This is a genomic window from Rhodococcus sp. PSi06, assembly GCF_054960675.1.
Genome location: NZ_JBHNYO010000001.1, coordinates 144,747 through 168,961, shown reverse-complemented (window position 1 = coordinate 168,961; position 24,215 = coordinate 144,747). Strand labels below are relative to the sequence as shown.

At 64.9% G+C, this 24,215-nt stretch carries 18 protein-coding genes; 5 read left to right on the top strand and 13 right to left on the bottom strand.

The genetic code is table 11. From position 1 onward, the window contains the following. Positions 1-261 precede the first annotated feature (261 nt). Both ACFI9K_RS00785 and ACFI9K_RS00780 read left to right on the top strand, forming a co-directional pair. Positions 262-1,266 (top strand): DUF1839 family protein, encoded by a 1,005-nt coding sequence (locus ACFI9K_RS00785; RefSeq protein WP_462661759.1) that lies wholly within the window; start codon positions 262-264, stop codon positions 1,264-1,266. After that, a complete protein-coding gene (locus ACFI9K_RS00780) occupies positions 1,263-3,701 on the top strand; it encodes a glycoside hydrolase family 2 protein (RefSeq protein WP_462661758.1) in 2,439 nt (812 codons plus the stop codon). Before ACFI9K_RS00785 ends, ACFI9K_RS00780 begins: the two co-directional genes overlap by 4 nt. 4 nt (positions 3,702-3,705) lie before the next feature. Here the strand turns inward: ACFI9K_RS00780 and ACFI9K_RS00775 are convergent, their stop codons facing one another. The 12 genes from ACFI9K_RS00775 to ACFI9K_RS00720 form a co-directional block, all read right to left on the bottom strand. Continuing rightward, complete coding sequence (locus tag ACFI9K_RS00775) at positions 3,706-4,692, bottom strand: glycosyltransferase family 2 protein (protein WP_462661757.1); 987 nt, start codon at positions 4,690-4,692, stop codon at positions 3,706-3,708. Beyond that, positions 4,689-5,546 (bottom strand): glycosyltransferase family 2 protein, encoded by an 858-nt coding sequence (locus ACFI9K_RS00770; protein ID WP_462661756.1) that lies wholly within the window; start codon positions 5,544-5,546, stop codon positions 4,689-4,691. The genes ACFI9K_RS00775 and ACFI9K_RS00770 overlap by 4 nt, the downstream gene beginning before the upstream one ends. Positions 5,547-5,761: 215 nt before the next feature. Further along, on the bottom strand, positions 5,762-8,014 hold the full coding sequence (locus ACFI9K_RS00765) for a hypothetical protein (RefSeq protein WP_462661755.1): 2,253 nt from the start codon (positions 8,012-8,014) through the stop codon (positions 5,762-5,764). Continuing rightward, complete coding sequence (locus tag ACFI9K_RS00760; RefSeq protein ID WP_462661754.1) at positions 7,995-9,308, bottom strand: glycosyltransferase family 2 protein; 1,314 nt, start codon at positions 9,306-9,308, stop codon at positions 7,995-7,997. Before ACFI9K_RS00760 ends, ACFI9K_RS00765 begins: the two co-directional genes overlap by 20 nt. Before the next feature lie 23 nt (positions 9,309-9,331). After that, positions 9,332-10,306 (bottom strand): glycoside hydrolase family 16 protein, encoded by a 975-nt coding sequence (locus ACFI9K_RS00755; RefSeq protein ID WP_462661753.1) that lies wholly within the window; start codon positions 10,304-10,306, stop codon positions 9,332-9,334. Next, a complete protein-coding gene (locus tag ACFI9K_RS00750) occupies positions 10,303-11,136 on the bottom strand; it encodes a DUF998 domain-containing protein (RefSeq protein WP_462661752.1) in 834 nt (277 codons plus the stop codon). The genes ACFI9K_RS00755 and ACFI9K_RS00750 overlap by 4 nt, the downstream gene beginning before the upstream one ends. Next, the gene (locus ACFI9K_RS00745) at positions 11,133-12,401 is read right to left on the bottom strand and encodes a hypothetical protein (protein ID WP_462661751.1); all 1,269 of its coding nucleotides are present in this window, start codon (positions 12,399-12,401) and stop codon (positions 11,133-11,135) included. Before ACFI9K_RS00745 ends, ACFI9K_RS00750 begins: the two co-directional genes overlap by 4 nt. Then, entirely contained in the window at positions 12,398-13,978 is a 1,581-nt protein-coding gene (locus ACFI9K_RS00740; protein WP_462661749.1) for a lipopolysaccharide biosynthesis protein, read from the bottom strand. Before ACFI9K_RS00740 ends, ACFI9K_RS00745 begins: the two co-directional genes overlap by 4 nt. Before the next feature lie 110 nt (positions 13,979-14,088). Continuing rightward, positions 14,089-15,858, bottom strand: a complete 1,770-nt coding sequence (locus tag ACFI9K_RS00735; protein WP_462661748.1) for an alpha/beta fold hydrolase — start codon at positions 15,856-15,858, stop codon at positions 14,089-14,091. A 41-nt stretch (positions 15,859-15,899) separates the two neighbouring features. Then, the gene (locus tag ACFI9K_RS00730) at positions 15,900-16,850 is read right to left on the bottom strand and encodes an amino acid--[acyl-carrier-protein] ligase (RefSeq protein ID WP_462661747.1); all 951 of its coding nucleotides are present in this window, start codon (positions 16,848-16,850) and stop codon (positions 15,900-15,902) included. After that, complete coding sequence (locus ACFI9K_RS00725) at positions 16,847-18,001, bottom strand: acyl-CoA dehydrogenase family protein (protein ID WP_462661746.1); 1,155 nt, start codon at positions 17,999-18,001, stop codon at positions 16,847-16,849. The genes ACFI9K_RS00730 and ACFI9K_RS00725 overlap by 4 nt, the downstream gene beginning before the upstream one ends. A gap of 4 nt (positions 18,002-18,005) precedes the next feature. Next, entirely contained in the window at positions 18,006-18,263 is a 258-nt protein-coding gene (locus ACFI9K_RS00720; protein ID WP_462661745.1) for an acyl carrier protein, read from the bottom strand. Between the two features lie 251 nt (positions 18,264-18,514). On the opposite strand from ACFI9K_RS00720, the gene ACFI9K_RS00715 reads away from it, so the two are divergent. Together ACFI9K_RS00715 and ACFI9K_RS00710 are read left to right on the top strand one after the other, a co-directional pair. Then, the gene (locus ACFI9K_RS00715; RefSeq protein WP_462661744.1) at positions 18,515-19,945 is read left to right on the top strand and encodes a hypothetical protein; all 1,431 of its coding nucleotides are present in this window, start codon (positions 18,515-18,517) and stop codon (positions 19,943-19,945) included. Between the two features lie 162 nt (positions 19,946-20,107). Then, positions 20,108-22,468, top strand: a complete 2,361-nt coding sequence (locus tag ACFI9K_RS00710; protein WP_462661743.1) for an Hsp70 family protein — start codon at positions 20,108-20,110, stop codon at positions 22,466-22,468. Between the two features lie 6 nt (positions 22,469-22,474). Here the strand turns inward: ACFI9K_RS00710 and ACFI9K_RS00705 are convergent, their stop codons facing one another. Further along, positions 22,475-22,999: an Lrp/AsnC family transcriptional regulator gene (locus ACFI9K_RS00705; RefSeq protein WP_462661742.1), complete on the bottom strand. Its 525-nt coding sequence runs from the start codon at positions 22,997-22,999 to the stop codon at positions 22,475-22,477. A 116-nt stretch (positions 23,000-23,115) separates the two neighbouring features. Between ACFI9K_RS00705 and ald the strand changes: the two genes are divergently transcribed. Then, positions 23,116-24,198, top strand: coding sequence for an alanine dehydrogenase (ald, locus tag ACFI9K_RS00700; protein ID WP_462661741.1), 1,083 nt, complete (start codon positions 23,116-23,118; stop codon positions 24,196-24,198). The last annotated feature ends 17 nt before the right edge of the window (positions 24,199-24,215 follow it).

The following is a 24,215-nucleotide window of genomic DNA, read 5'->3' as shown; positions in this document are numbered from 1 at the left end:
TGCCGTCACGAACAAGCTGCGCACCGACATTACCGGCCTGGAACCGACTGTTCGCTGTGTGAATGTCCACGTTTCCGGGGTCCGATACCGCTTCTGTCGCGATGGTGGTCCAAGAAGTAGTTCGTCCGGCGAAAACAATCTTACCGACCGATCCTGTGCGAATAATAAATCCAGTCGTTAAGATAAGTGGTCTGGATACAGGCAATACGGACAAATGCGGCTCGGGGACCGTCCGACATTCGATCCGGTAGGAGAGGCTTCATGTCGAACGATGCAGTGCTGGACAGACTCGGAACCGGGTTACGAGTCCTCGAGCTCGACCCCATCACGTACCGACCGCACCCGATTCACAATCACGATCGAATTTGGACCGAAACCAACTGCTACGTCGATCTGTGGATCGAGGTGCTGCATTCCCTCGGTGCGGATCCCACTCCGGCTCTGGCGTTCGTGCTGAGCGCCGGATGCGACGGCAGGCAATGGGACTTCGTCAAGATCGTTCCCGAGGACCTCCGCACCCTGTACGGCATCGACGTTGCCGAGATGAACGTGTGGCGTCCCGTGCTCGAGCACGTTGTCGAGGGACTGGACGACGGCATCCACGTCACCGTCGAAGTCGACGGTTTCTGGCTGCCAGACACCGCCGGCACCAGCTACCGAAACCAGCACACCAAGACCACCATCGTGCCGAACCTCGTCAACCGCGAGGACAAGGTGATGGGGTACTTCCACAATCGCGGGTACTTCGATCTCACCGGTGCCGACTTCGACGGGATATTCAACCTCGCCCCCGAACCCCATGCGGAGGTGTTGCTGCCCTACGTCGAGCAGATTCGGGTGGACTCCGCCGTGCTCGACGCCGGGTTCGGTGACCGAGACCTCGATGTGGCCCGCGCGCACCTCGCCCGCCGGGCACCGGGAAACCCGGTCGATGCACTCGCCCGGCGCATCGTCGCCGACATTCCTCTCGTGCAGACCGCCGGACCCGACGCCTTCCATCTGTGGTCCTTCGGACTGCTCCGCCAATTCGGAGCCACGGCGGAACTCGCGGCGAATTACGTGGAGTATCTCGACGGTCGCGGCGCAACGGGTGCTGCTGCGGCAGCACCACATTTTCGCGACGCCGCCTCCGGTGCCAAAGCCGTGCAATTCCGGATGGCACGCGCCGCACGAGGTCGGGACGTCGTGCTCGACGAACCGCTGCTCGACATGAGCAGGAACTGGGCGGTAGCCATGGATCTCGTGGCAGATGCCGTAGGCACGTGATCGATCTGCTCGACGGCGTTCGGTGGCAGTTGGCCGGATGTGACGCCGGTTCCGTTCTCGATCCCGGTGACCTGACCGCCGATCTCGACTGGATCGACGCGGAGGTTCCCGGCACCGTGGCGTCGGCCATCGGCGCGTCACTGCCCGCTGTGAACCCGGACGAGCGCGACTGGTGGTTCGTCGCGGACGTCCCCACCGCTGGCCACCGTCGGGTGCGCGTCACGTTCGGCGGTGTCGCCACCCGCGCCCAGATCTGGATCGACGGTAGTCACCGCCGAACCGTGACGTCGATGTTCGTACCCGAGATCATCGATGTGACTGAGTGCGGGCCGACGATCCGCATTGCCGTTCACGTCGAATCGCTTGCAGTGCACCTGAAGTCTCGCCGTCCGCGAGGTCGCTGGCGATCATCGTTGATAGCCGCGCAGGGGCTCAGGCACGAGCGGACGACGATGCTCGGCCGGGCACCGGTGTACGGTCCGCTGCCGATTCCCGTCGGACCGTGGCGTCCGGTGTCGGTGACGCCGATCCCCGATGTCCGTCGCCTCGAATTGACGACGACCGTGTCCGGTACGGACGGGTCGGTGATTCTGCGCGCCGAGCTGGATTCCCCTGCTGTTGCTCGAATCCTGGTCGGCGACAACATGTCTCCGGTTCACGCCGTCGAGCTCGGCACGGTGGCGAACATCGACTCGACTGTGACGCTGCCGAACGTCGAACTGTGGTGGCCGCACACACACGGACGACCGCGCACCTACCGAGTGGAGCTCGAGCTGGACGGCACCGTTCATCTCATGGGGGTAGTCGGATTCCGCACGGTGGAGCTGGATCGCACGGGCGGCGGAGCGCAACTCACGGTCAACGGAGAGAACGTGTTCTGCCGGGGTGGAACGTGGACGCCGCTGAATCCGGTGCGGTTGTGGTCGTCGGAGGCAGACCTGCGTATTGCGCTCGAACAGCTCCGGTCTGCGGGCCTGAACATGGTGCGGGTGGTCGGCACGCTGGTGTACGAGCAGCCCGAATTCTGGTCCCTGTGTGCGGAATTGGGCATGATGGTGTGGCAGGACCTCATGTTCGGCACCGTCGACCCGCCCACCGACGACATCTTCGTCGAGTCGGTCACTCGTGAGCTCGATGCGTTCGCCGATACCGTGTCGGCAAACCCCGCCCTGATGGTCGTCAGTGGCGGAAGCGAGACGCAGCAGCAGCCGACGATGCTGGGTCTTGCCGCCGACGATCAGCGAATGATGCTGCTGGACGGTACTGTTCCCGACTTTCTGGCAGATCGCCTGCCGGCGGTCGCATATGTGACGTCGAGTCCCTCCAGTGTGGAGGGCGAATTGCCCACTCATGTGGGTGACGGCATCGCCCACTACTTCGGGGTCGGCGGGTATCTGCGTCCGTTGTCCGACATCCGCACTGCAGGGGTACGTTTCGCGGCAGAATGTCTGGCCTTCGCCGTTCCCCCCGAGCGGGCATCGGTGGAACGCTTCTTCGGGTCCGCCGCCGTGGCGGGCCACCACCCGGACTGGAAGGCCGCCGTTCCACGCGATCGCGGCTCGTCCTGGGACTTCGAGGATGTACGAGATCACTACGTGCGCAGCATCTTCGGCGTCGATCCACATCTGATTCGCCGGGACGATGTCGAGTTGTACCTCGACTACGGCCGGGCGGCATTGGTCGAAGCGTTCACCGAAGGGTTCGGCTATTGGCGTCGGGCATCATCGGGGTGTGCCGGAGCTCTGGTGCTGACGTTGCGAGATACGGTCCCCGGTGCAGGCTGGGGGATGGTCGATACCGCCGGTGTGCCGAAGGCACCCTTCTACGCACTGGCGCGAGCAAGCGCGCCCACAGCAGTACTGCTGTCGGACAACGGACTCGACGGCTACTCCGTAGAACTGGTCAACGATGGCCCTGCACGCACCGGCACACTGCGAGTGGTGTTGCACACCTCGCGGGACGGTCAGGAATTCGAGCAGTCGGTGAAGGTGGGAGCGAACTCATCGGTCGCTGTGACGGTCGACTCCATAGTCGGCACGTTCACCGACGCCAACCACGCCTACCGGTTCGGCCGTCGAACCTATTCCGCCGTCACCGCTGCGTTCCTGGACGAGAGCGGCGTCGAGGTGACGCGAAGCACTGCCCTCGTCGGCCCGCAGGCCCGTCAGAACACGGTGGGACTGACCGCCGAAGTGACCGAGACACCCTCCGGTAGTTGGGAATTGACGGTCCGATCCGAGTGGGCGGCGCAGTACGTCTGCGTCGACATCGACAATTTCCAGGCATCCGACTCATGGTTCCATCTGGCTCCGAACGAATCTCGCACGGTAACTCTCGTCGGTAGCGGAGCGAGCGCACCGCGCGGACACATTCGAGCGTTGAATTCCGTGGCTCGCGCTTCGGTGGCTCCGAAGGCCGTGAGCAGCACTTCGTAACGCGCTACGAAGTGCTGTGTACCGGCCGCGTGCGGCTCACACTCAGTTTGCCTCTGGCATAGCCGATTCCGGCTGCGCCGACGCTTGCCACCACGGCCATCGCACCCCAGGCACGCGCCGGGTTGCCGCGGGCGGCGGCGCTGGTCTCGCGACCGACTGCGCGGGGCAGGATCCTGGCGGTGTAGGCACGCTCGGAGGACAGTGCGTCCTCTGCCCCGATCAGTCGGGCGATAGCAGCCTTGGATACGCCCTCGGCGTAGCTGCGAGTGATCAGGTAGCGCGGACGAGTGCGGTCTGCGCTGACCGTGTGGTCGACGACGATCGAGGGATCGAACACGATCTGTGCGTCGGGATGCGTCTGACGCAGGCGAATGCACAGTTCCGTTTCCTCACAACCGAGCGGAACTCGCCCGATGCGACCGATACCGGAGACGAATCCGCCGAGTGCGACGACCGGATCGCGGCGGAACGACATGTTCGCGCCCATGAGATTGCGGACCTGAGCGGTTTCCGTGGGCTGCCCGCGGTAGGTGCACCCGACGACCCAATCGAGTTCGCCGGGTTCACCCACTACCTCGGCCGGTAAGAAAGCCGGACGTTTGTCCGGCCATACCGGGTATGCAGAGCCCCCAACGGCGTACACGGCATCGTCCGAGTAATGGGACAGGATGGCTCCGAGCCAACCTGTGGTGCGCGGTGACGCGTCGTCGTCGAGGAACACGACGATGTCACCGGTAGCGAGATCCAACGAGGTGTTCCGAGCCCCGGACAAGCCGCGCGGGTGGTTGTTCTCCACCACGTTCACGGTGTCGCGGAGCGGCAGGAACTCCTCGCGTGCGCGCTCGGCCAACTGTGCGTTGTGGTCGATGACGACGATCAGCTCGTCGGCCGGCACGACCTGATCGAGGACAGCGACCACGGCGGCCCGAAGCTCGGACCACCGAGCCAACGTGTAAGCGCAGATGACGACCGAGGAAGTCGGCAGACTCACGCCGTTCTCTCGCGGAGTTCGAGAACCTCGTTGTAGGAATCCAGGGCCTCGAACTCGAGGTCCATGTCGGTACGGGCGTCGATGGACTCGCGCAGCGGACGCGCGATGGCCTTGCGCTTGATGCGGCGTGCCCGCATGCGCTCGGTCATCAGGGTGCGCAGTACCCGGAATCCGTCGGAGAAGGTACGCAGGTTGCTCTGGCCGTAGATGCGGGCCAGCTCGACGCTCGGCACTTCTTCGATACGAACCGACGCCTCGGCGAAACGGCAGTTGATGATGGTCTCGATCTCGAAGCCGTCGCCCCAGAGCATCATGCCCTCGGCTCCGGGCTGATCGACGACGGGCAGATCCAGGACCGGCACCAAGTCGCGCCAGAAGGCGTTGTAGCCGTAGCAGAGATCGGAGAAGCGAGTTCCGAACAGTGTGTTGGCGACGAGGTGCAAGCCACCGTTTCCGGCGCGACGAAGCGGCGTGATGTCGTGGCTTCCGCCGCCTTCGCAGAACCGGCTGCCCTTGGCGAAGTCCGCTCCGGCGATCAGAGCCTCGACGAAGCGCGGGATCTCGGCGGCGTCGGCGGAACCGTCGGCGTCGAACATCACGATGATGTCGCCGGTCGCAGCCTCGAAGCCACAGGCGAGCGCATTGCCCTTGCCCTTGCGAGTCTGCTTGATGATGCGAATGTCTCCACGGATCTCGCGAGCGGCGTCGATGGTGCCGTCCACCGAGCCACCGTCGACGAGCACGAGCTCGTAGTCGTGCGAGAGCAGGGGGAGGACATGGCGAAGGTTCGCGGCCTCGTTGAGCGTCGGGATGACGACACTGACGCGGGGATTCTGACGATTCAACATATCCATTCCACATGGGTCGAGTGCGATGGGCAGTATGTCTCCGAACTCCGTGAAACGACCCCCGCCGCATCCACAGACAGTGTTCTCATCGCTCGTTGTGAAGCGTAAGAACCTGTTTCCTTAGACTGATAGCAAGCTTAAAAGATGCGACGAGTTTGTCAAGCCGTAAACAAACCAACTGGGAGATTGTTTGGAGACGATCGTCATAGTTTGTGATCCGGCTAGCGAGAGCGGTACTGGTAGACGATCGTGTCGGTGTCGTGGTACCGAACGGACCACGACGAATCGGTACCGAGCCACTGCCGGAAACGGTTCACCGCGTCGTCGGGAACGAACCCGTAGTACTGCATCGCCTCGAGCGACTGTCGAGTCACCACCATGTAGGTAGGGGTATCGCTGATCGACGCGTTGTAGTCGATCTGGCCGAGCTTCTCCGGCGTCGGGAATCCCTGCATGTACTCGGGGCCCAGGGCGTACAGATGAACGTCCCAGTACTGGTTGGCCTCTGTCAGACGACCGTAATCGGACGTCGAGCGAGCCGGGTACCCCGAGGAGTAGAGCGTCGTGACGGTGGTGCCGTTGGGCGCCTGTGCGGCCACTGCTCTCGCGTCGTCGATCTGGTCGCGGTGCTCGAGCACGATCGGCCACAGTCCGAAGTACGCCTGCAGGCCGAGAACGGCCGAACCGATCGCGCCTGCTGTGGCGACCGCGACCGAGGTGGTAGCGGTGAGCCTGCGGGCCCGAGACGACGGGTCCTGGGACGGCTGCCGGTCGAACAAGGCCAGGAACATCGGCGTGATCAACAGCACGCATCCGGGGATGGCGTACAGGTACACCCGGAAGATCGCTTCGCCGCCGTAACTCTGTCCGGCAAGCAGCATGACCGAACCGAATGCCATCACCATCGGGGCCCAGAACGTCTTCTTGGTGCGCCAGGCGTAGATCGCCGAGACGAGCGCCAGACCGAACACCCCGCCGGACAGTGCGCGGCACACCAGCGATGTGATCTGTTTGCCCAACACGCCCTCTTGCTGAACGTTGCTGGCGGCGTTCTGAACCGGGTCGAAGCCCTGGAAGAGACCGTACGGTGCCACGATCGGCAGTCGGGGGTACAGATATCCGAGCAACAGCACTCCGAGTGGAACCATCAGCCACCACGGTTTGGCGCGCCGGGTCACCAACAGGACACCGGTGACGGCCAGCAACCAGTACGGCGTCAACTGATGCGTGGGCACCAGCGCTGCGAACGGGATTATCGACAGCAACGCCGCGGACCTGGTGAGCGGTGAGGACATCAGCAGCGCGAGAAAGCCCACGGCGAGCAGTAGTGCCCACGCCTGCGGGGAGTAGTAGTCCTGGCCCACCCAGTTGACGACCTCGGCGAGCATGGCAGCAGTGACGGCGGCGCGCTTGGTGAACTTCATGACTCGCGCGAGACCGTAGATGCACGCGGCGAGCACCACGTGGATCATCGGCGCGAACACGTGCGCCAGCGACAGGGTGTCGTAGCCGGTGACGTGCTGGAACCAGGCCGAGACGAGGAAGAAGCTGGGCCACTCGCTGTAGATGTCCACCCCACTCGGGGCGAGCCGATGCAGGTCCAGGATGTACTCGGTGACGGCGACGTGCTTGTAGGTCCAGTCGTAGATCGGCGCGGAGGTGATCATCGTGACGGTGAACCGTTGCACCACGATCGCCATACCGACCGCGACGATCATGGTGCGCAACTGATGTCGCCGCAGCGCGATGAGGAACGCCGCGACGATGAGCATCATGCACAGCACGAGACCGGGGCCGGTGCCGGCGGTCAGCAACCCGAACTGCGAGTACGTCGCCCGTTCGAGGCCGGGCAGCATCGGCAACCACAGGAAGAAGGCCAGCGCAAGAATCAGTGCTGCGACGTTGCGGCGCAACGTGTCTCGGTCGGTCAGTGCGAACCTGGTCGACGCGACCGCGGCGGCGCGTGACGACGGGGAGACGACCGCGCGGATGTGCGCTGCCCACTCGGGCACATCAGGACGACCGTGTTTGCGGTACCACAGCACCGACGAGCCGATCAGAGCAAGACACAGCAACAACGTCCACACCCGGGGCGACCAGTGGTAACCCCACATCGCCGCGGACACCATCAGCGTCACCACCGAGATGCTCAGGATCGGCAGAGCCGCAGGAACTGCGGTGCGAGGGATGCGAACCCACGACAGAATCGCGGCTCCGGGCCCGAAGAACAGCAGAACCGTGAGCAGCACGACGCGTACGAGCGTCGGAAGCGCAATCATCGAGGCCAGACCGGCCCCCGCTGCGAGAACTGCGATGTCGGCGTAGCGCAGGCGACTGCCCGCGCGTCGCCGAGTGCCGGCAGCGGAATCGGACGAGCCGACGGGCCACTCGAGGGTCCAGTCCGATGGGACGAACAACTTGTGCCGCAGGTCCCCGAGGGAACGGTGGGCGAACTCAATCGGTGACCGGTTCACGACTCACCCCCGCCAGTGGTGTGCGTTCGCGACCTTCGCGCCTGCTGCGCCGAATTGCTCCGGGGCCCTTGGCGATGGACAGCAACTCCATTCGTCCGATGCCGTCGGGCAGGTCGGCAGCGAGATCGTCCGGAGGCGATGCGACCTTACTCATCTTGGCCGACAGCCTGATTGCGCTGCCGAGTCGGCGCACGGCCACCCTCGCCGCGAGCGTGGCAGATCTGCGGTCGGTGGCGACGGTGTACAGCCATGCGCCGAGTCCGAGGCCGTAGCCGCGGGCTTGGACCGCAAGTGCCTCGGAATCGGCGCGGTGCCGGTGCCACACGATGGCCGCGGGCTCGTACACCAGCTTGTCGCCCGCCATCAGTACTCGGAAGAACATGTCGAGGTCTTCACCGCCGTTGGTCGGCGAGCCGACACCCAGCGATTCGTCGAATCCCCCCAGATCGAACATCCGAGCACGGTTCACGGCGAAATTCGCTCCGGTTCCGTACATCCCGACCTGGAACGGAAACAGCGGGACGTCCGCGGGCGGATTCTTCAGGTCGTAGACCCGAGGCGTCACCGAACTCGCCCACCCGACGCGGCGGTCGAAGTACGCCTGCGCCTGGGTTCTGATCTCCCCGCTCGGCACGATCCCGGATACGCACGTCACCCGATCGGCCCGTGCGAAACCGCGCGCGATGCTCTGCAACCACTTCGCATCCACTGCGACATCGTCGTCGGTGAACGCGACGATGGCGTTCCGTGCAGCGCGCAATCCTGTGTTGCGCGCTCTCGACAGGCCTGCCGCCGGCTCGGACACCACCCGAATGCGCTTGTCGCTCAACCCTCGTACGTACTGTTGCGTCGCGTCTGTGGGAGAGGCGTTGTCGACCACCACCACCTCGAAGTCCGGGTACTCCAGAGCGGACACCGATGCGAGTGCGCCCTTGAGATGATCGACCCGATCCCGGGTGCAGATCACCACCGTGATCGGCGGCAACTCCTGCTCTGGGTCCGGTAGTGCCTCCGGCATCGGAACCTGGGCCAGAGACATCGCCGCTGCACGGACGGCCGTCGCCGGCACTGCGCCGTCGACCACATCCAATTCGACGAAGCCGAGCGGATCGAGTCCGCGTCGGATCAACAACCGGGCGCGGCGATAGCCGTCGGAGTCGTCGAGTGCGAGGGACGACGGGAGTTCCTGCTCCAGATCGATGTCACCGATCCACACGGCACCGTCCCATTCGGGAGACTGGAGTCTGGGGAGCGCGGGAGGTAACACGGGAGGGGGTCCTTTCGGGTGACACATTCTCAGAGTAGGTACTGCAGCAGTCAGTCGGTGCGATACCGCACCCAGTCGACGGCCATCGTCGCCGGGAACGGCGTCGAGTTGTCGGTGGGCCCCGGCCAATCGCCGGCAACGGCGACGTTGAACAGCAGGAAGAACGGCTTGTCGAACACCCAGTAGTCGTCTCCGCCGACGAGGTCGGCCGGGGTGACGGTAGCCAGGGTGGTGCCGTCGATGCCGGTGCTGACGCGGCCCGGAGAGCGTTCGACCCAATAGGTGTGGAAACCCTCCGACAGTGGCTGCGGCGGAGTGCCCCCCGCGTCCACTTTCTGGCTGGTCAGCGAATCCGGTTGCGGCGCATGGATTCCGGTGTGGTACTGGTCTGCCTGGTTCAGGGTCTCCATGACGTCGATTTCACCGGACAGCGGCCAGCCGACGGAGTCCAGATCGGTACCCAGCATCCAGAACGCCGGGTGCAGACCGGCACCGGCAGGCATCTCGATCCGAGCCTCGACGCGGCCGTAGGTGAAATCGAACTTGTCCTTGGTGGTCACGCGGGCCGAGGTGTAGCCGTCACCGTTGCGCATGGCGTTGATGACCATGTGGCCCTCACCGTCGACGGAGGAATTCTCGGTGGAGTCGGTGTAGTCCTGCTTTTCGTTGTTTCCCCAACCTGTCCGACCGACGTCGTGGCTCCATCGGTCGTCGGCCAGCGCATCGCCCGCCGTTCCCGAGAAGTCGTCGTAGACGGTGTAACCGGGCTTGGTTGCGCCGGTGTTCGATCCCGACGTCGTGGACTGGGCATCTATGGTGCTGCCGGTCGCGGACTCCGAATCGCGCCCGCTCGAGCGATGCCCCAGCCCGTACACCGTGCCGGTGACGACCAAGCCCAGCACGACGAGAAAGGTCAGCACCGACGGCCAACGTCGTCGCGGGTGCTCGGCAAGCATTCCCGATCCGGGCAGGCGAGCGACCTCGACGGTTGCGGATTCGCGGTCGGCGGCGGCATGGCGGCTCACGCGGGCACGTCGATGGTTTTCGGTGCTCGCGTCGCGTTGAAGTGCGACACCGAGAGAACCAGAACGCCCGCCAGGAGGGTGTACGTGGTGATGCGTTCGATGGAACCGATGCCGAGTCCGAATTCGTGACCGCTCACGTAGCAGAGGTACCCCGCCAGACCGGTGCAGCCCAGAGCTGTGACGACCACCTGGATCGGGCGCTGCAGAGTGTGGTGACCGCCGGCAATGACGAGAGCGAAACTGCCGAACAGGAACAGGGCAGTGGCACCGAACGAATGGATCGGGTAATTGACGCCCTGATTGACCGCCCCCGCGACAACCCCACCCGAGCCGGCGACGATGAAGAACGCAGCAGCGCGTGCGTCGATCCGGCGGATGGCGAACCAGGATGCGCCCGCGGCGATCAGAGCGACGCCGGTCAACACGATCGATGCATTCATCAGCACGTAGAGCCGGCTGCACGGCCAGTTGCCCACCGGACCGCAGAACGAGATTCCGAGTTCACTGATGAAGTTGTTGCGGTAGCTGTACAGACCGCGCCACGTGGCCGAGACGATGTACTCGACGAGGACGAACTGCACCACCGACAGCCCGGCCCACCGCGCTACATGCGCCACCCAGCCCGATCGCAGCGGCACAGCAGGATTCGAGGCACCCGCGCTCGGGCGCTTCGCCTCAGTGTCGCCAGGGCGCTTCGCTTCGGTGTCGCTCGGGCGCTTCGCTTCGGCGTCGAGCGGGCGCTTCGCTTCGGCGTCGAGCGGGCGCTTCGCTTCGGCGTCGAGCGGGCGCTTCGCTTCGGCGTCGAGCGGGCGCTTCGCTTCGGTGGTCATGCAGTCTTCTCCTGAAGGGCGAGCAACGCGAGGGGATCGGCAGCGACCAGATCGAGCGCAGCCTGCACGGAATGAATGTCGTACACATTGTCGTGGAACGACGCCGAAACGAAGACGACCGACTCGATGGTCTTCACCGTGACCGTCACCGACTCCGGACCTCCGGGATCTGCGATGGTGAACGACGCGCGCTCGGCAGGTTCGGCAAGCCAGGACATCCTCCCCGCCTGCGCAATCCTTCCGAGATCGGAGAATATGAGACGCATCCTCGGTTGCACGGAGACGTGATCATCGACCGCTCCGTGGAACGCGGTTCGCGCGCGTTTGTACTTGACGGTGCTGATCGCGGCGGACGCAATGGGGCGGCCGTTGCCGATCGCACCGGACAAGGCGGAATTCACCTCCGGGGCCGAGGTCGGATCGATGTCCGAGAACCAGATTCCGGCGGCGAAGTTGCCGAGAACCGTGGTCGACCGAGGAAGATAACGCCGACAATCGAACAGGAATGTCGCAGAACGATCGAGCAAGAAGGAGCTGCGCGCGAATGCCGTCGCCACGGCAGCACACAGAACCGAACTCGTACTCGCTCCCGGCAGATGCGAATCTCGCCATCGACGTAGCGCTCCGGTGGTACCCGGAGGCGTCACGGCCACGGTGACCGCCAGCGACGGCTCCCATGGTCTGACGGCCGCGTCGGCTTCGGTGTCCGCCGGGGCGAGCACCGGACGTGGAGCGGGGCGCACGCGGCTGTAGGCCGTGTGCATGATCTTTCGCGGATTCCGAAAAGACCAGTGCAGCAAGGCCTTACGAAGTGGATGCGCCTCCGCCCGCTGACCGGCCCAGGACGGAAACGGAGCATCCGGGGTGGCGTCGGCCAAGTAGACACACAGGTCGACCGGAAGCAGAGCGTCGCCGAGGCCGTGATTGAGATCGAGGAAAAGATAACGACCGGCCAGACGAATGCGAACCGGAATGTCGGCCGTGGACGCATGCGCGAACTCGGTCAGCTCCTTCACCACGTTGTCGTGGTCGACGGCCGGTCCCTGGGTGATGTGCTCGACGACGCGATCCGGTGCGAAAGCCCACGCCGCGGTGTCGCGCTCGGCGCGCAGGCCGAGCCGAACCTCCGGACCCACGGACGCCAGTGCGAGTACCCGGCTCTGCACCCGTGCGAGATCACCGAAGTCCGCGGGCCCCAGCACGGTGACGATCCGGGAATCCGACCGCAGCATGTCCAACGAGCTGGCTCGATAGGTCTGTGTCATGGCGCCGTCCTGTGTTGAGCGTGGACCGGAATACGGGGCGATGACGGTTCGTCGTGTCGGCGCGGTCTTTCGCGCGGTTCGTACCGACGTGGCTCGGCGTGCTGAGATTCCGACCTTCGCGGACGCGGTGAACGTGCGTCGTCGTCGATCGGCCCGCGAGGGCCGGGTGAGTCGGACGGACCGGGATCGTCGCCGGAGTCGCCGTTGCTGCCGGCAGACAGCTCGCGAATCCAGCGAATCAGCGGCACGATCAGCACGATCGCGCCGAAGGCCTCGGCAGCCAGGTAGGCCAGGCCCACGGCCGTGATGCCCATCGACGACGACAGGCCGATCGATCCGCCGATGATGATCGACGTGGCCACGACCTGCACGATCACTGCCAGGCGCATGCGGCGGCGGACGCGCGCCAAACCGTCGTACAGGGAACCGACGACCGAGAGCGGGATGGTGATCGCGGCGAGCTGCACGATGCTGGTGCCCTGGTCGCGGTAACCCTGGCCGATCAACCCGAGGCCGAACGGTGCAACGAAGGCCAGGAAGATCGACCCTCCGATGGCAACGATGCACACCAGAGTCATGAACCGTTTGGTCAGGCGGTGGAACTGTTCGGGATGGGCGGCGACCTCTGCGACGTACGGGCCGATCAACACGCCGATCAGAATGTAGAGGGCGCTCACGATCGACCAGGTGAGGGAGAAGTAGGCGTTCTCCTCCGCCCCCAGGGTGGCGACGACGATCATCGGCACGAGCAGCGGAGCGAGCGAGCCGAGTGCGGTGATGCCGTAGGCCGAGCCGAAGTAGGCCCACATTTCACGCCTGGGCGGCAGATCCGGCTTGCCCGCATACCGCTGTTCGGTGCGCACGTTCTTCAAGATGGCGCGGAGCACGAAGATCGATGCCACGATCGCGGGGACCGCCCACGCCGAGATGATCGAGGTGCTGCGCTCGGTTGCGAAGAGCGCCAACAGCAGAACGAATTTGACGACGGCATGGAAGATGTTCTTGCCTGCCGCCCACCGTGCAACCCCGAGGCCGGACGACGTCTGATCCTGGAGTGCAAACACTGCCAGCACGGCGACGAAGAACGGGAACGTCACGATTTCCGCAGTGTTGGTGAACATCTCGTCTTTGGGCGCAACCAGGAGGAAGGCACCGCCGAGTACGAACGCGAACGCCGTGACGGTGAGATAACCGCGCACGATGAACGACCTCGCCAGGCGGCCCGAGATCGGAAGGAACCGCTCGTACATCGAACCGAGGCTCAGATTGGACAGCGTCGAGAGCATCACTGCGGACGTGATGACGGCAGACGCACTGCCCACCTCCGCCACGGGATAGAGGCGGCCGGCTGCAGCCCAGAACAACAATCCGAGCCCACCGGTGATGGCCGTCGAGAGCATCAGGGCCAACGAATTGAGCGCGAGGTTGCGATCGGACGCCTTCGAACCCGGTCCGGTCTCCGGTGCCGGTGTCGCGTCGGGACCCGGCATGAAGTCGACGGCCATCATCTCGGTCGACTGCACCGGATTGTGCCGCGGCACTGCTGCATTGTGCCGCGGCACCGACTGAACCGGCATCGTAGGACTGCTCATCAGCCCCATGTCGAACCGAGCCGGTTCGACCGGATACCACCGAAGTTGTTCGAGCTGTTCGTGTTTGGGTGGCGCTATCTTGGGTGCGCGGTGCTTCACAGCCGGACCCGCCCTACCGGTACAGGCGGCGACGGCGCGGTGATCTCCATGTCGAACGCGGCGGAGGTGGCCGCGATCAATTCGGCTCTGACGTTCTCGCGAAGGTCGCGGCCGTAGAGCGAATGATCTCCCGACTCGAAGGACGTGACCGTGGGAACCGAGGCTCGACGCCGCAACCGACGCATGCCTTCCGGTCCTCGATTGGTCTCGAACCAGGTTGCGTCCGTAGGGGAGAGCAGTACTCGCGTTTGCACCTTCCGATCGCTGAGCAGCCGCAACGAGATCTCGGGAACCTGAATGAGTCCGCGTCGTCCCAGCCAGATCCAGAGCGCATAGGGAATGCGCGGCTGCAAAGCAGTCTTGGTTCGGACACCCCAGTGGTGCAATCGATCGAGGACGCGCGCCCGCCGTCCCGTCTCCTCGGTGTGCATGGAGGAACGCTTGACGAATTCGAGTCGACGAGTGGTCCAGTCCAGGGTGTTGAGAAGTACTGCCGCGCGCACGCTCAGTTCCCGGGCAGCCAAGCTCGAATACCAGGAGCCCGAGCACATTCCGGCAACCAGTACGTTATCGGGCGAGGTGCCGGACTGCTGGACGGCGGTGAGCGCGTCCTCGTTTCCTTCGGCGCTGTAGAGGCGAGTGAGCTCGCCGTCGGTCACCACACCGGACTCACCGGTGCCGCGTCTGTCGAAGCGCACCGTCGAGATTCCGAACCGGGGGAGCAGCCGGGCCAGTTCCACCCACATACGCACCGGACCGACTCGATGTTCGTTGGCGGTGGGATAGAACACGACGGTCGGCCCGCCGGGTACGCATCGATCCGAGGAGGAGCGAATCGCGAAGACCTGCTGCGCACCCAGGTATTCGATGCTCTCGTGGATTCCGTCGACCTCGAGGTTCGGTCGACGCCACACCTCGACGTCGTGTGCGGCTTCGGTCGGGAACTTCGACGCCGTCCACGTCGCGAGCGAAGTGATGTCGGCGGCCGGAATGATGACCTCGAAGTCACTCGGCTCGAGAAAATCGTCGTGACCGGACAACGTGTGCTCGTCGGCCGACAGTGCGTCGACGAGTCTGCGTACCGGCTTCGAATCGCCTCGCTCGGCGCGGGTCGCAACCAACACCGGTGCATCGGTTTTCGTCTTCGTAGCGTCGAGTGCGGTGAAGTCCGCGGCCGAATCGGGATGCAACACGGCCCCGATGATCGACACACGCGGATCGGCGTCGGAATCGGTGGTGACGCTGACCGAATACAGCGCGCGCTGCTCGTGCAGGTAGGACCGGCCCTTGACGACCGGATCCCACAGCGTCAGCGCGGTCAGCGGCCCGCATTCGGATGCCACGGAACAGGCGAGGAGCGCACCGAAGCGGAGGCCGACCAGCGCTACTTCGCTCACCCCGCAGCCGCGAACGTACTCGACGGCCTCGACGATGCTGCGCTGCCAGCGCGTGATCGCGTCGGGCCGATCCTGATCTCCCCAGGAGTCGCCGGTGCCGCCGTAGTCGAAGCGCAACACCAGAAGTCCCTGCGCACAGAGCTTCTGGGCGAGCAGTGTCATGCCCCGATACGAGTCCACCTGCTCCTTGCCGAGCGGCGGGCACAGGACGACGCCGCCGCGCGCGCGGCCGCCGGACGGTACGTGGACGGTACCGAACAACGGCGCGTCGGACGGGCCGAACCATGTTGGATACTTGCCGCCCGCGGTACGCGAGGACTCGCCGGGAACGGAGCCGATGCGCCGGGGGGCGGTGCGGGAACTGTTCACTTCAATTGGTCCTTCTACGTACGCAGGTGAAGCCGAATCGATCAGGGGCGCAATGCAGCCGGCCATGCGGAGCGATCCAGCCCGTGGGTGCGGAGCATCGCCAAGGCGATGCGTTCCATGCCGAATCCGACGCATGCGCTGTGAGCCGGTTCGCCGTCGACGGTGGCGATGTCGAAGGTGTGACCGAAGTGATCGCGGTGGCAGTTGCAGGAGACGACCGCTGTCCCGTCGTCCAGATCTCCGTAGAGCTTGACGACCAGTTCGGTCTTGAGGTTCTCGTTGCGCTGGTTGGCTGCGAGCATGCGTCCGGCGCGGCCGAAGAACGGATCGTTGGCGATGACTGCCTCGCCCTCGAGACCCAGATCGGCCAGTACCTGCAAGCCGCGGGGAACCCATCGTTCACGGTGCTCGATCGCCTCGTCGGGGGTACCGACGCGGACGAACTCGTGCATCCGAAAGGCTTGCATCCGAGCCGGATCGATTGCCGGCTCGTGCCGGAAGCAGAAACCGTAGATGTCCATCAGGGCACCGTCGGCCGGCAGCGTTCCGGAGAGCATCGAGTACGACGGGTGGCAGGCGGCCGAGACCAACATGGTTCCGGCGGACTGCAGAAAGTGATCCCAGTCCTTGCCGTCGGATCTCTCCGCCAGCAACGCCGCGTGTTCCTTGTTGTCGCCCTCGAAGGTGTTGATGGCACCGGTGAGGTTGGGGAACGACGCGATGTAGTCGGTGCGCTCGAAGGCTTCCCGCGGGAAGACCGGAGCGAATCGGAACCGCTTGGCCTGGTAGCCGTGCTCGGCTGCCCCGGCCGCGACGACGCGGGAATCGATGAATTCGATGATGTCCTCGAATTCACCGCTGCGCCCGTACAATCCGGGAATCGAGCTGGGTACCAACAGGCCTGCGTCGACGAGCTCGCTTCGGAAAGCTGCTCGGGCAGAGTCGAGTTCGCTGGCCTCGGTCTGCGGTGCGGAGTGTGTGGTGGTCATCATTTTCCCTTGTAGACGAGGGAGAGCTGCGAGTTGTGGCCGAGGATCCGCTCGTTGCTCACCATGATTGCCGACCCGTGCGCATCCCGAAGGTGACGGCCGATGCTGAGCTCGCCACCCTGCCGGTAGCCGGAGATGCCACAGATCTGAAGTGCCTTGCCGACGATGTCGATGACGAGCGTCGACGCAGTGACCTTGACGTTGTTGATCTTGAGCGCAAAGCCGATGGCTCCGAGCTCGGCCGGACTGTCTGCAACGGCCTCGAACTTCGCGGCTGCACCGAATACCGTGTCCACCAACTGCTCGTGGACCACCATCAACTCCGCCAGGCGCAATGCGCTCGGCGGGGGCGTTCCCGGTGTCTTGCGTGCGGCCTTCTGAACGCACTTGCGCGCCTTGGTCACAGCGGCGTCGGCGATACCGAGCCAGGCCGATCCCCACAGCACGTGCGCCACCGGAAGCATGGTCTGCGCGGAGATGTCGCCGTAGTTGTCGCCCAGGATGTTCGACGTCGTCGTGCGAGCGGCGAGCATGAAGCCGGGACTGCAGGTGCCGCGGAAACCGAGGGTGTCCCAGGTGCCCACCTTCTCCAGCGTCACGTCGGGCTTCTCGCACACCACGAGGACCTGGTCGCTCGGCGGGCTGTCGACGCTGCGTCGCGCCGTCGCCAGCACGATCTGCGCGTACTCGCCGTAGGAGATCACCGGAGCGTTCTTGCTCAGCGTGATCCGCTCGCCGTCGTACTCCACCGCGCAACTACTCGAGCGGACGTCGCCGCCGATGTTGATCTCGGTAGTGGCGGAGGCCACCAGGATGCGATCGGTCACAATTCGCCGCTGCAGGTCTGCCATGGCGTCGGACTTGCCGTGGCGGACGATGCTGAGCACCTGCGACTGATGCATCACGAAGATCATCGCCGTCGATGCACACTCGGAACCGAGGGCACGCGAGATACGGGCGATATCGGTCAGGGTCGCCCCGCCGCCGCCGAACTCACGCGGAATTCCGACACCGAGCAGTCCGGCGTCGCGCAGTGCATCCACCGATTCGGTGGGGAAGCGGGCATCGCGATCGACTTCGTCGGCATAGGTACGCAGAACGGCCAGCACGTCGGTCAGCGACTGGTCGATCGAGCTCTCGTAGACGGTGGTCATGGTGTCAGTCCGTCAGCGCTGCGATGGCCGCGGCGATCGCGTTGATGCTGCCGAACGTCGACTTCTGCAGCATGGTGTCGGGGAATTCGACGTCGAACTCGTCCTCGAGGGCGATCATCACGTTGACACTGGCGTGCGAGGTGAGGCCGCTGTCGTAGAGATCGGCTGCCTCGTCGATGCCCTCCACGGGAACGGGCAGCTTTCCGAATTTCTCCAGAACAGTTCGCACTCGAACCACGTCGTGAGCATTGAGCGTTTGCATCGAAAACCTCCACCGATCACGTAAACCACGAGACCGGACGGCCTCGCGGTCGACTTGCGGTCTGCAGGCAGCGCGCCTTCTCGACCCTAAGTCTCCCCAGACCCTCCCAAACAATATCGTAGATTGTTTAGTAGCGTTAGTTCGATGCCCGCATCGGTCCTCGAGACCGCCGTACACTTCGAGTGGAGCGGGGGCTCGTGAGGGCGCCGGATCGAGCGCCGAACCGCAAAGCGCAAAGGACTGACTGGTCGATGAGTGGAGTCTGCGGGGTGTCCGTCGGTACAGGTGCCGTGCGCATCGCGTACATCACGGACGGGAACCGCGTCGAAGACTCCATCGATGCAGCCGGCGCTCACGACCTGCTGCCCGGCAAGCTGGTAGACCACGGACCGTTCGAGGACATCGTGCTCGCCGGCTGGGACACCGCAGCCGTCACGGCGCTTCTCGACACGCTGGGTGACCGAACGGTCCCGAAAGCCCGCATGGTCGAGGAGTCCCAGGCCCTGATGGCCTACTCGCGCACGGTTCCCGAACTGGCGGACAAGGACTACGTGCTGGTGGTGGACCTGGGCAAGAAGGGGTTGTCCGCCACCGCACTGAACGTCGCAGACGACTACGTCGAGTGGACCGCACGCACGGTCGACATCAGCGGCGATCGCTTCGACGAAGTGGTCCGCGGCATCGTGATGGCCAAGGGCATCCTGCCGGCACCGGCCGGACCCGACGGCGACCGTGAATATCAAGAGTTCTTCCGCGAACTCAAGGAACTCGTCAGCTCCTCGGCCGGTGTCCGGGCACCCAACCGCGGCCCGATGTTGCTCAGCCGCAAGGAATTCGAGCGCGAGATCACCCCGTTGGTGAGCGACGCTCTGGAGTGGGCGTCCAAGCAGGCTCCCGATGCGGTGTTGCTGATCGGCGGCGGAGCGAGCATCCCCGCGGTACGCACGATCATCGAGAACAAGTGGAGCGTCCCGGTCCATGTGCCCGACGCGCCTGCGATGGCCATCGCGAAGGGTGCAGCGCTCGACGAACGGCCCGTCGAGGGTCTCATGAACTCCGATGCGCTCGAGGCCGAGGTTCTGGCACCCGATGTTCTGGCACCCGATGTGGGGAACATCACCGTCCCGGACGACGCGTCGGAGCTGGTCGATACGCCCGGGGTCGCAGCTTTCGGCACGGTGGACGAGTGGATGGTCGACGGACTTACCGTCGATCAGCTCGCCACCGAGGAACTGGCGGTCACCTCCACCGTATTCGACGCCTCCGTTGCCGAGCCTTCGGTTGCCGAGCCCGTCGTCGCCAAGCCTGTTGTTGCCGAGCCTGCTGTCGACGAGCCCGGTGTCGTCAGCCGGCCGGTGCGGCGCACGAGTAGATGGTCCGTCCGTGATGCCTCGGTTCTGGCGGCGGTGGCCTTGGTGATCGTCGCGGTGGCGGGTCTGGTGTTCACCCGGGGCAACACTCCGGCACCCACTCCGCTCATCGAAGAACAGATTCCGATCGATGCCGAGTTCGCTGACGGGCTCGCAGAGGCAGCTGCACAGACTGAGGGTTCGGATCCGGGGCCGGCCGAGTTGCCCGTCCAGGGACCGGCTCGCCTGTCCGACGTGGATCTGTACGAGCGCACCTTCACCTACGACGGTCAGCTGTACCAACCGGATGCCGGCCTGGACCCGACCGAATAGACCGCACGACGGTAATCGGTGGTTTCAGCGGTCGATGAGACGCTTCTTGGCGTACTCGTCTGGGGCGCACGCCCCGCGGTGTCGGTCGAGGCGGTAGCCTGGCGCTCTGGACGAGGTGTGCCGCGTCCGCCGTGATTGCCGATCGAAGTGAGGCCGACAACCGTGACTGTGCTGCTTGGGGTGTCCATGGGGACCCGGGCTGTGCGCACGGCGCAGCCCCGAGCGGAGCAGTTCGGGGGCCCCGTCGCCGATGATTCCGGCCTGGTCACCGACATCGAGCGGCCACTTTTCTTTCGTAACGAGCTCATCGACAGCGTCGGCGGCGACCTTCCGCATCTGGCCGCCGAGTCGATCCATGCAGCTGTCGAAACCGAGCCCGAACTCGCCACCGGTGTCGCATACCGCGACCCTCGGCAGGCGGACGCGCTGCACGAGGCGCTCGCCGGTGCGCACCTGCACAACTACCACCTGGTCCACGAGGTGGAAGCCGTCGTCGAGTACCTCGCGGCAACCGGCGAGGCCCGTGACTACCGGTCGGTTGCACTGTTCGATCTCGGCAGTTCGGGGCTGACGGTCAGCGTCGTGGACCTGGTGCAGCGGACGGTGGTCGCCTCGCAGCGCTCGGGCGAGTACAGCGGTGATCTGCTCGACGCCTACGTGCGCAACAACCAGCTCGAACGTCTCGGCAAGAAGACGACCGACTCCGACATCGCGCTGTTCGAGAAGCGCTGCCGAATCGCCAAGGAACGTCTGTCCACTCAGGATGCGGTGTGCTTGCCCGATGCGAGCGGAATGATTCTGCTCTCGCGGGAGAACTTCGAGATGTTGATCACCGAGTTGCTGGACGAGGCCATCGAATTCGCCCGCGGAGTGCTGATCGGCGCGAACGTGCCGATCGACGCCGTCGTTCTGATCGGCGGAGGCGCACGCATGCCGATCGTGCAGAAGCGCGTCGGGCCATTGTTGGAACTGCCGTCGATTGTGCCGACCGAACCCGAGACCGTCGCTGCGCGTGGAGCTGCTCTGGCCGCCCGACCGCACTCGCGTGCTCGAACTGCGCCGCGACGAACGTCGGACGCACACAGGCTCGGGGGAGGGCAACCGAACTCCCCACGCATCGATCCCGCAGCTCACATGGACGCGGCAACGGCATCTGCTCCGGCTCCGCAGCGCCGACCCGCGCCGCCGCGTCTGCCGCAATCGCGGGTAGCGAACCCACGGCCGCCGAAACCCCCGCAGCCACCTGTACCGACGGCAGCGCCCGTGCGGCCGACTCCGGCGCGCACCGAATCCCTGCACTCAGCACCGTCGGTGTCTGCTCCGGTGCCCTCCGTAACTCGTCCGGTCCCCGCCCGTCCCTGGGTCGCATCGGCTCCGGCCGTCGCCGAGGTTGCCGATACCGCAACCGCTGATCCTGCGTTCGCTGATGCCGCCACCGCTGATCCTGCGTTCGCCGATGCCGCTACCGCTGATCCTGCGTTCGCTGATACCGCGACCGCTGACCCTGCGTTCGCCGATACCGCGACCGCTGACCCTGCGTTCGCCGATGCCGCGACCGCAGACACCGCGTTGGTTGATACGACGACCGCTGACACTGCTGTGGCAGATACGACGACCGCTGGTACCGCGACCGATGGCACTGCGTTTGCCGATACATCCAGCGCTGATACTTCTACCGCTGATACCGCGCTGCTCGGTACCGCGACCGCCGATGCTGCAGTCGATACCCCGCCTGCGGCCGGTGGTTTCGAGTCCTCGAAATTCGCCGATACTGCTGTCGATTCTTCCAGTTCTGTTGCTACTCAGCCGGAATCGTCGTCGGTCGTAGCGGATGATGTTCGCGACGACCACGTGCAAGCGGAGCGGGTCGACGACAAGTTCGGCGCGCTGAGCACGCATGCCGGTGAGGGGTCGGCCGACGCGTCCGGTGTAGCCGAAACGCTTGTAGTGCACAGCGTTACGCAGGCACCCGAAGAGCGCGTGGATGCCGAGAACGCGGCGGACGACTACGCCGACGGCAAGCCTGTTCCGTTCCAGCTGAAGAACATCTACTGGCTCGATGCGGACTACGACGACGATGACGGTGAGGACGATCGAACCCGTGCTCGGCGCAAGCTCCGCACCGGTGGTGTGCTCGCGCTGTGCCTCGCTGCAGTGGTGGGCGTCTCCGGGTTCATGCTCACTCACCAGAACACGCCGCAGGTGGTGGACACCTCGGTCAGTCGCACTCAGACCCAGGCCCCAGCAGCGACAACGGTTGCGCCCACGTCGGTGATACCTGCTCCGGTGTTGCCGCCTCCCGCACCGGAGACCACCGTCGAACCGACCCCGGAGCCGACGGAGACCGAGGTCTACCAGGAACCGTGGACGCCGGAGCCGACGACCACCACGGCCGAGCCCGCACCGCTCCCACCCGTCGAGTCCGTTCCGCCGACGACCACGCAGCAGCCACCGCCGCTGATACCTGGATTCCCGGACTTCACGTTGCCCGGGTTCCCGCCGATCGCGCCGCCCGCTCCCTGATCCGGTTCACTTCTCGCCGTGGGTGTTTCGCGGCCTGATGTGTTCGAAGATCAGGATTGTCTCGGTCGCGGCGACGGCAGGGTCGGCACTGAGATTCTCGACGACGAAATCGCGGAGTGTGGCGGTGTCGACGGTGGCCACGTGTACGAGGAAGTCGTCGGAACCGGCAATGAAGTAGATGTTCAGCGTTTCTTTTCGTGAGGCGATCTTCGATCCGAATTCGCTGATCCGTCGTCGAGCATCCGCTTGGAGTCTCACCGAAATCATGGCCTGGATGCCCTGGCCGAGGGCCTCGGGGTCGATGTCGGCGTGAAAGCCGCGGATGACGCCACGTTCGACGAGGGCGCGGACCCGGGCCAGTGCGGTGGACGGCGCGACACCGGCTGCGGCAGCGAGCGCGTTGTTGGGCATACGGGCGTCACGGCGGAGTTCGTCGAGCAGAATGTGGTCGATTCGATCCAGCGGTACGGGCCGAACATCGTTCGGCGCAGCCCCTGTGATGCCGGTCTCGAACGAACTATTACTCACCATCGCTGCAGTTTATAGAATTATATTCACTTCCGTTGCAGGTATTTCGTAGATAATTCATAGTTGGCCTACACGGATGGAGCTACGGCTTCACCTCACCCACCACCGAGGAGGTCGCCATGAAGATCGGAATTCCACGCGAGATCAAGAACCACGAATACCGGGTGGCCATCACTCCGGCGGGCGTGCACGAACTGGTCTCGCGAGGACACGAAGTGATCATCGAAACCGAGGCGGGAGCCGGATCGTCGTTCACCGACACCGACTACAAGGCCGCCGGTGCGCAGATTTTCACCGACGCCGCGGAGGTCTGGGAAGCGGCCGATCTGCTGCTCAAGGTCAAAGAGCCCATCGCCGAGGAGTATTCGCGCCTACGCAAGGGGCAGGTGCTGTTCACCTACCTGCATCTCGCAGCGTCGAGGGCCTGCACCGACGCACTGCTGGAATCGGGTACCACCGCCATTGCCTACGAAACGGTCACCGCCGCAGACGGTTCACTCCCGTTGCTCGCGCCGATGAGCGAAGTTGCCGGACGCCTCGCACCACAGGCCGGTGCTTACCACCTGATGTCGAGTGAAGGCGGGCGCGGAGTTCTCATGGGCGGCGTGCCGGGAGTGCGTCCCGCCAATGTCGTCGTCATCGGAGCCGGAGTATCCGGAAAGAATGCCACCGCAATCGCTTTCGGCATGCACGCCGACGTCACCGTACTCGACCTCGATGTGAAGGCGTTGCGGGCCATCGACGATCAGTACCGCGGAGCCGTCAAGACTCTGGTGTCCAATGCGTACGAACTCGAACAGGCCGTGCTGGCAGCGGATCTCGTCATCGGCGCAGTGCTGGTGCCTGGAGCCAAGGCTCCGAAGCTGGTGTCCAACAGCCTCGTTCAGCGCATGAAGCCAGGCTCGGTTCTGGTCGACATCGCCATCGACCAGGGTGGCTGCTTCGAGGATTCGGTGGCCACCACCCACGCCGATCCCACGTACAAGGTGCACGAGTCGGTGTTCTACTGCGTCGCCAACATGCCCGGTGCCGTTCCGCGCACGTCCACCTATGCCCTCACCAACGCCACCCTGCCGTACGTCGTCGCACTCGCAGACAAGGGCTGGGAAGCGGCCTGCGCCGCAGACCCGGGCCTGAAGGCCGGACTGAGCACTCACGAGGGTGAATTGCTCTCTGCCACCGTCGCCGCTGCTTTCGCCTGAGGAGAGACTGCGGCGCT

What these genes read in the sequence shown, in the direction of transcription:
- ACFI9K_RS00785 (WP_462661759.1), top strand. Translation starts at nt 262, where the DNA reads ATGTCGAACGATGCAGTGCTGGACAGACTCGGAACCGGGTTACGAGTC.
- ACFI9K_RS00770 (WP_462661756.1), bottom strand. Translation starts at nt 5,546, where the DNA reads ATGGATATGTTGAATCGTCAGAATCCCCGCGTCAGTGTCGTCATCCCG.
- ACFI9K_RS00760 (WP_462661754.1), bottom strand. Translation starts at nt 9,308, where the DNA reads ATGTGTCACCCGAAAGGACCCCCTCCCGTGTTACCTCCCGCGCTCCCC.
- ACFI9K_RS00750 (WP_462661752.1), bottom strand. Translation starts at nt 11,136, where the DNA reads ATGACCACCGAAGCGAAGCGCCCGCTCGACGCCGAAGCGAAGCGCCCG.
- ACFI9K_RS00745 (WP_462661751.1), bottom strand. Translation starts at nt 12,401, where the DNA reads ATGACACAGACCTATCGAGCCAGCTCGTTGGACATGCTGCGGTCGGAT.
- ACFI9K_RS00740 (WP_462661749.1), bottom strand. Translation starts at nt 13,978, where the DNA reads ATGCCGGTTCAGTCGGTGCCGCGGCACAATGCAGCAGTGCCGCGGCAC.
- ACFI9K_RS00730 (WP_462661747.1), bottom strand. Translation starts at nt 16,850, where the DNA reads ATGATGACCACCACACACTCCGCACCGCAGACCGAGGCCAGCGAACTC.
- ACFI9K_RS00725 (WP_462661746.1), bottom strand. Translation starts at nt 18,001, where the DNA reads ATGACCACCGTCTACGAGAGCTCGATCGACCAGTCGCTGACCGACGTG.
- ACFI9K_RS00720 (WP_462661745.1), bottom strand. Translation starts at nt 18,263, where the DNA reads ATGCAAACGCTCAATGCTCACGACGTGGTTCGAGTGCGAACTGTTCTG.
- ACFI9K_RS00715 (WP_462661744.1), top strand. Translation starts at nt 18,515, where the DNA reads ATGAGTGGAGTCTGCGGGGTGTCCGTCGGTACAGGTGCCGTGCGCATC.
- ACFI9K_RS00705 (WP_462661742.1), bottom strand. Translation starts at nt 22,999, where the DNA reads ATGGTGAGTAATAGTTCGTTCGAGACCGGCATCACAGGGGCTGCGCCG.
- ald (WP_462661741.1), top strand. Translation starts at nt 23,116, where the DNA reads ATGAAGATCGGAATTCCACGCGAGATCAAGAACCACGAATACCGGGTG.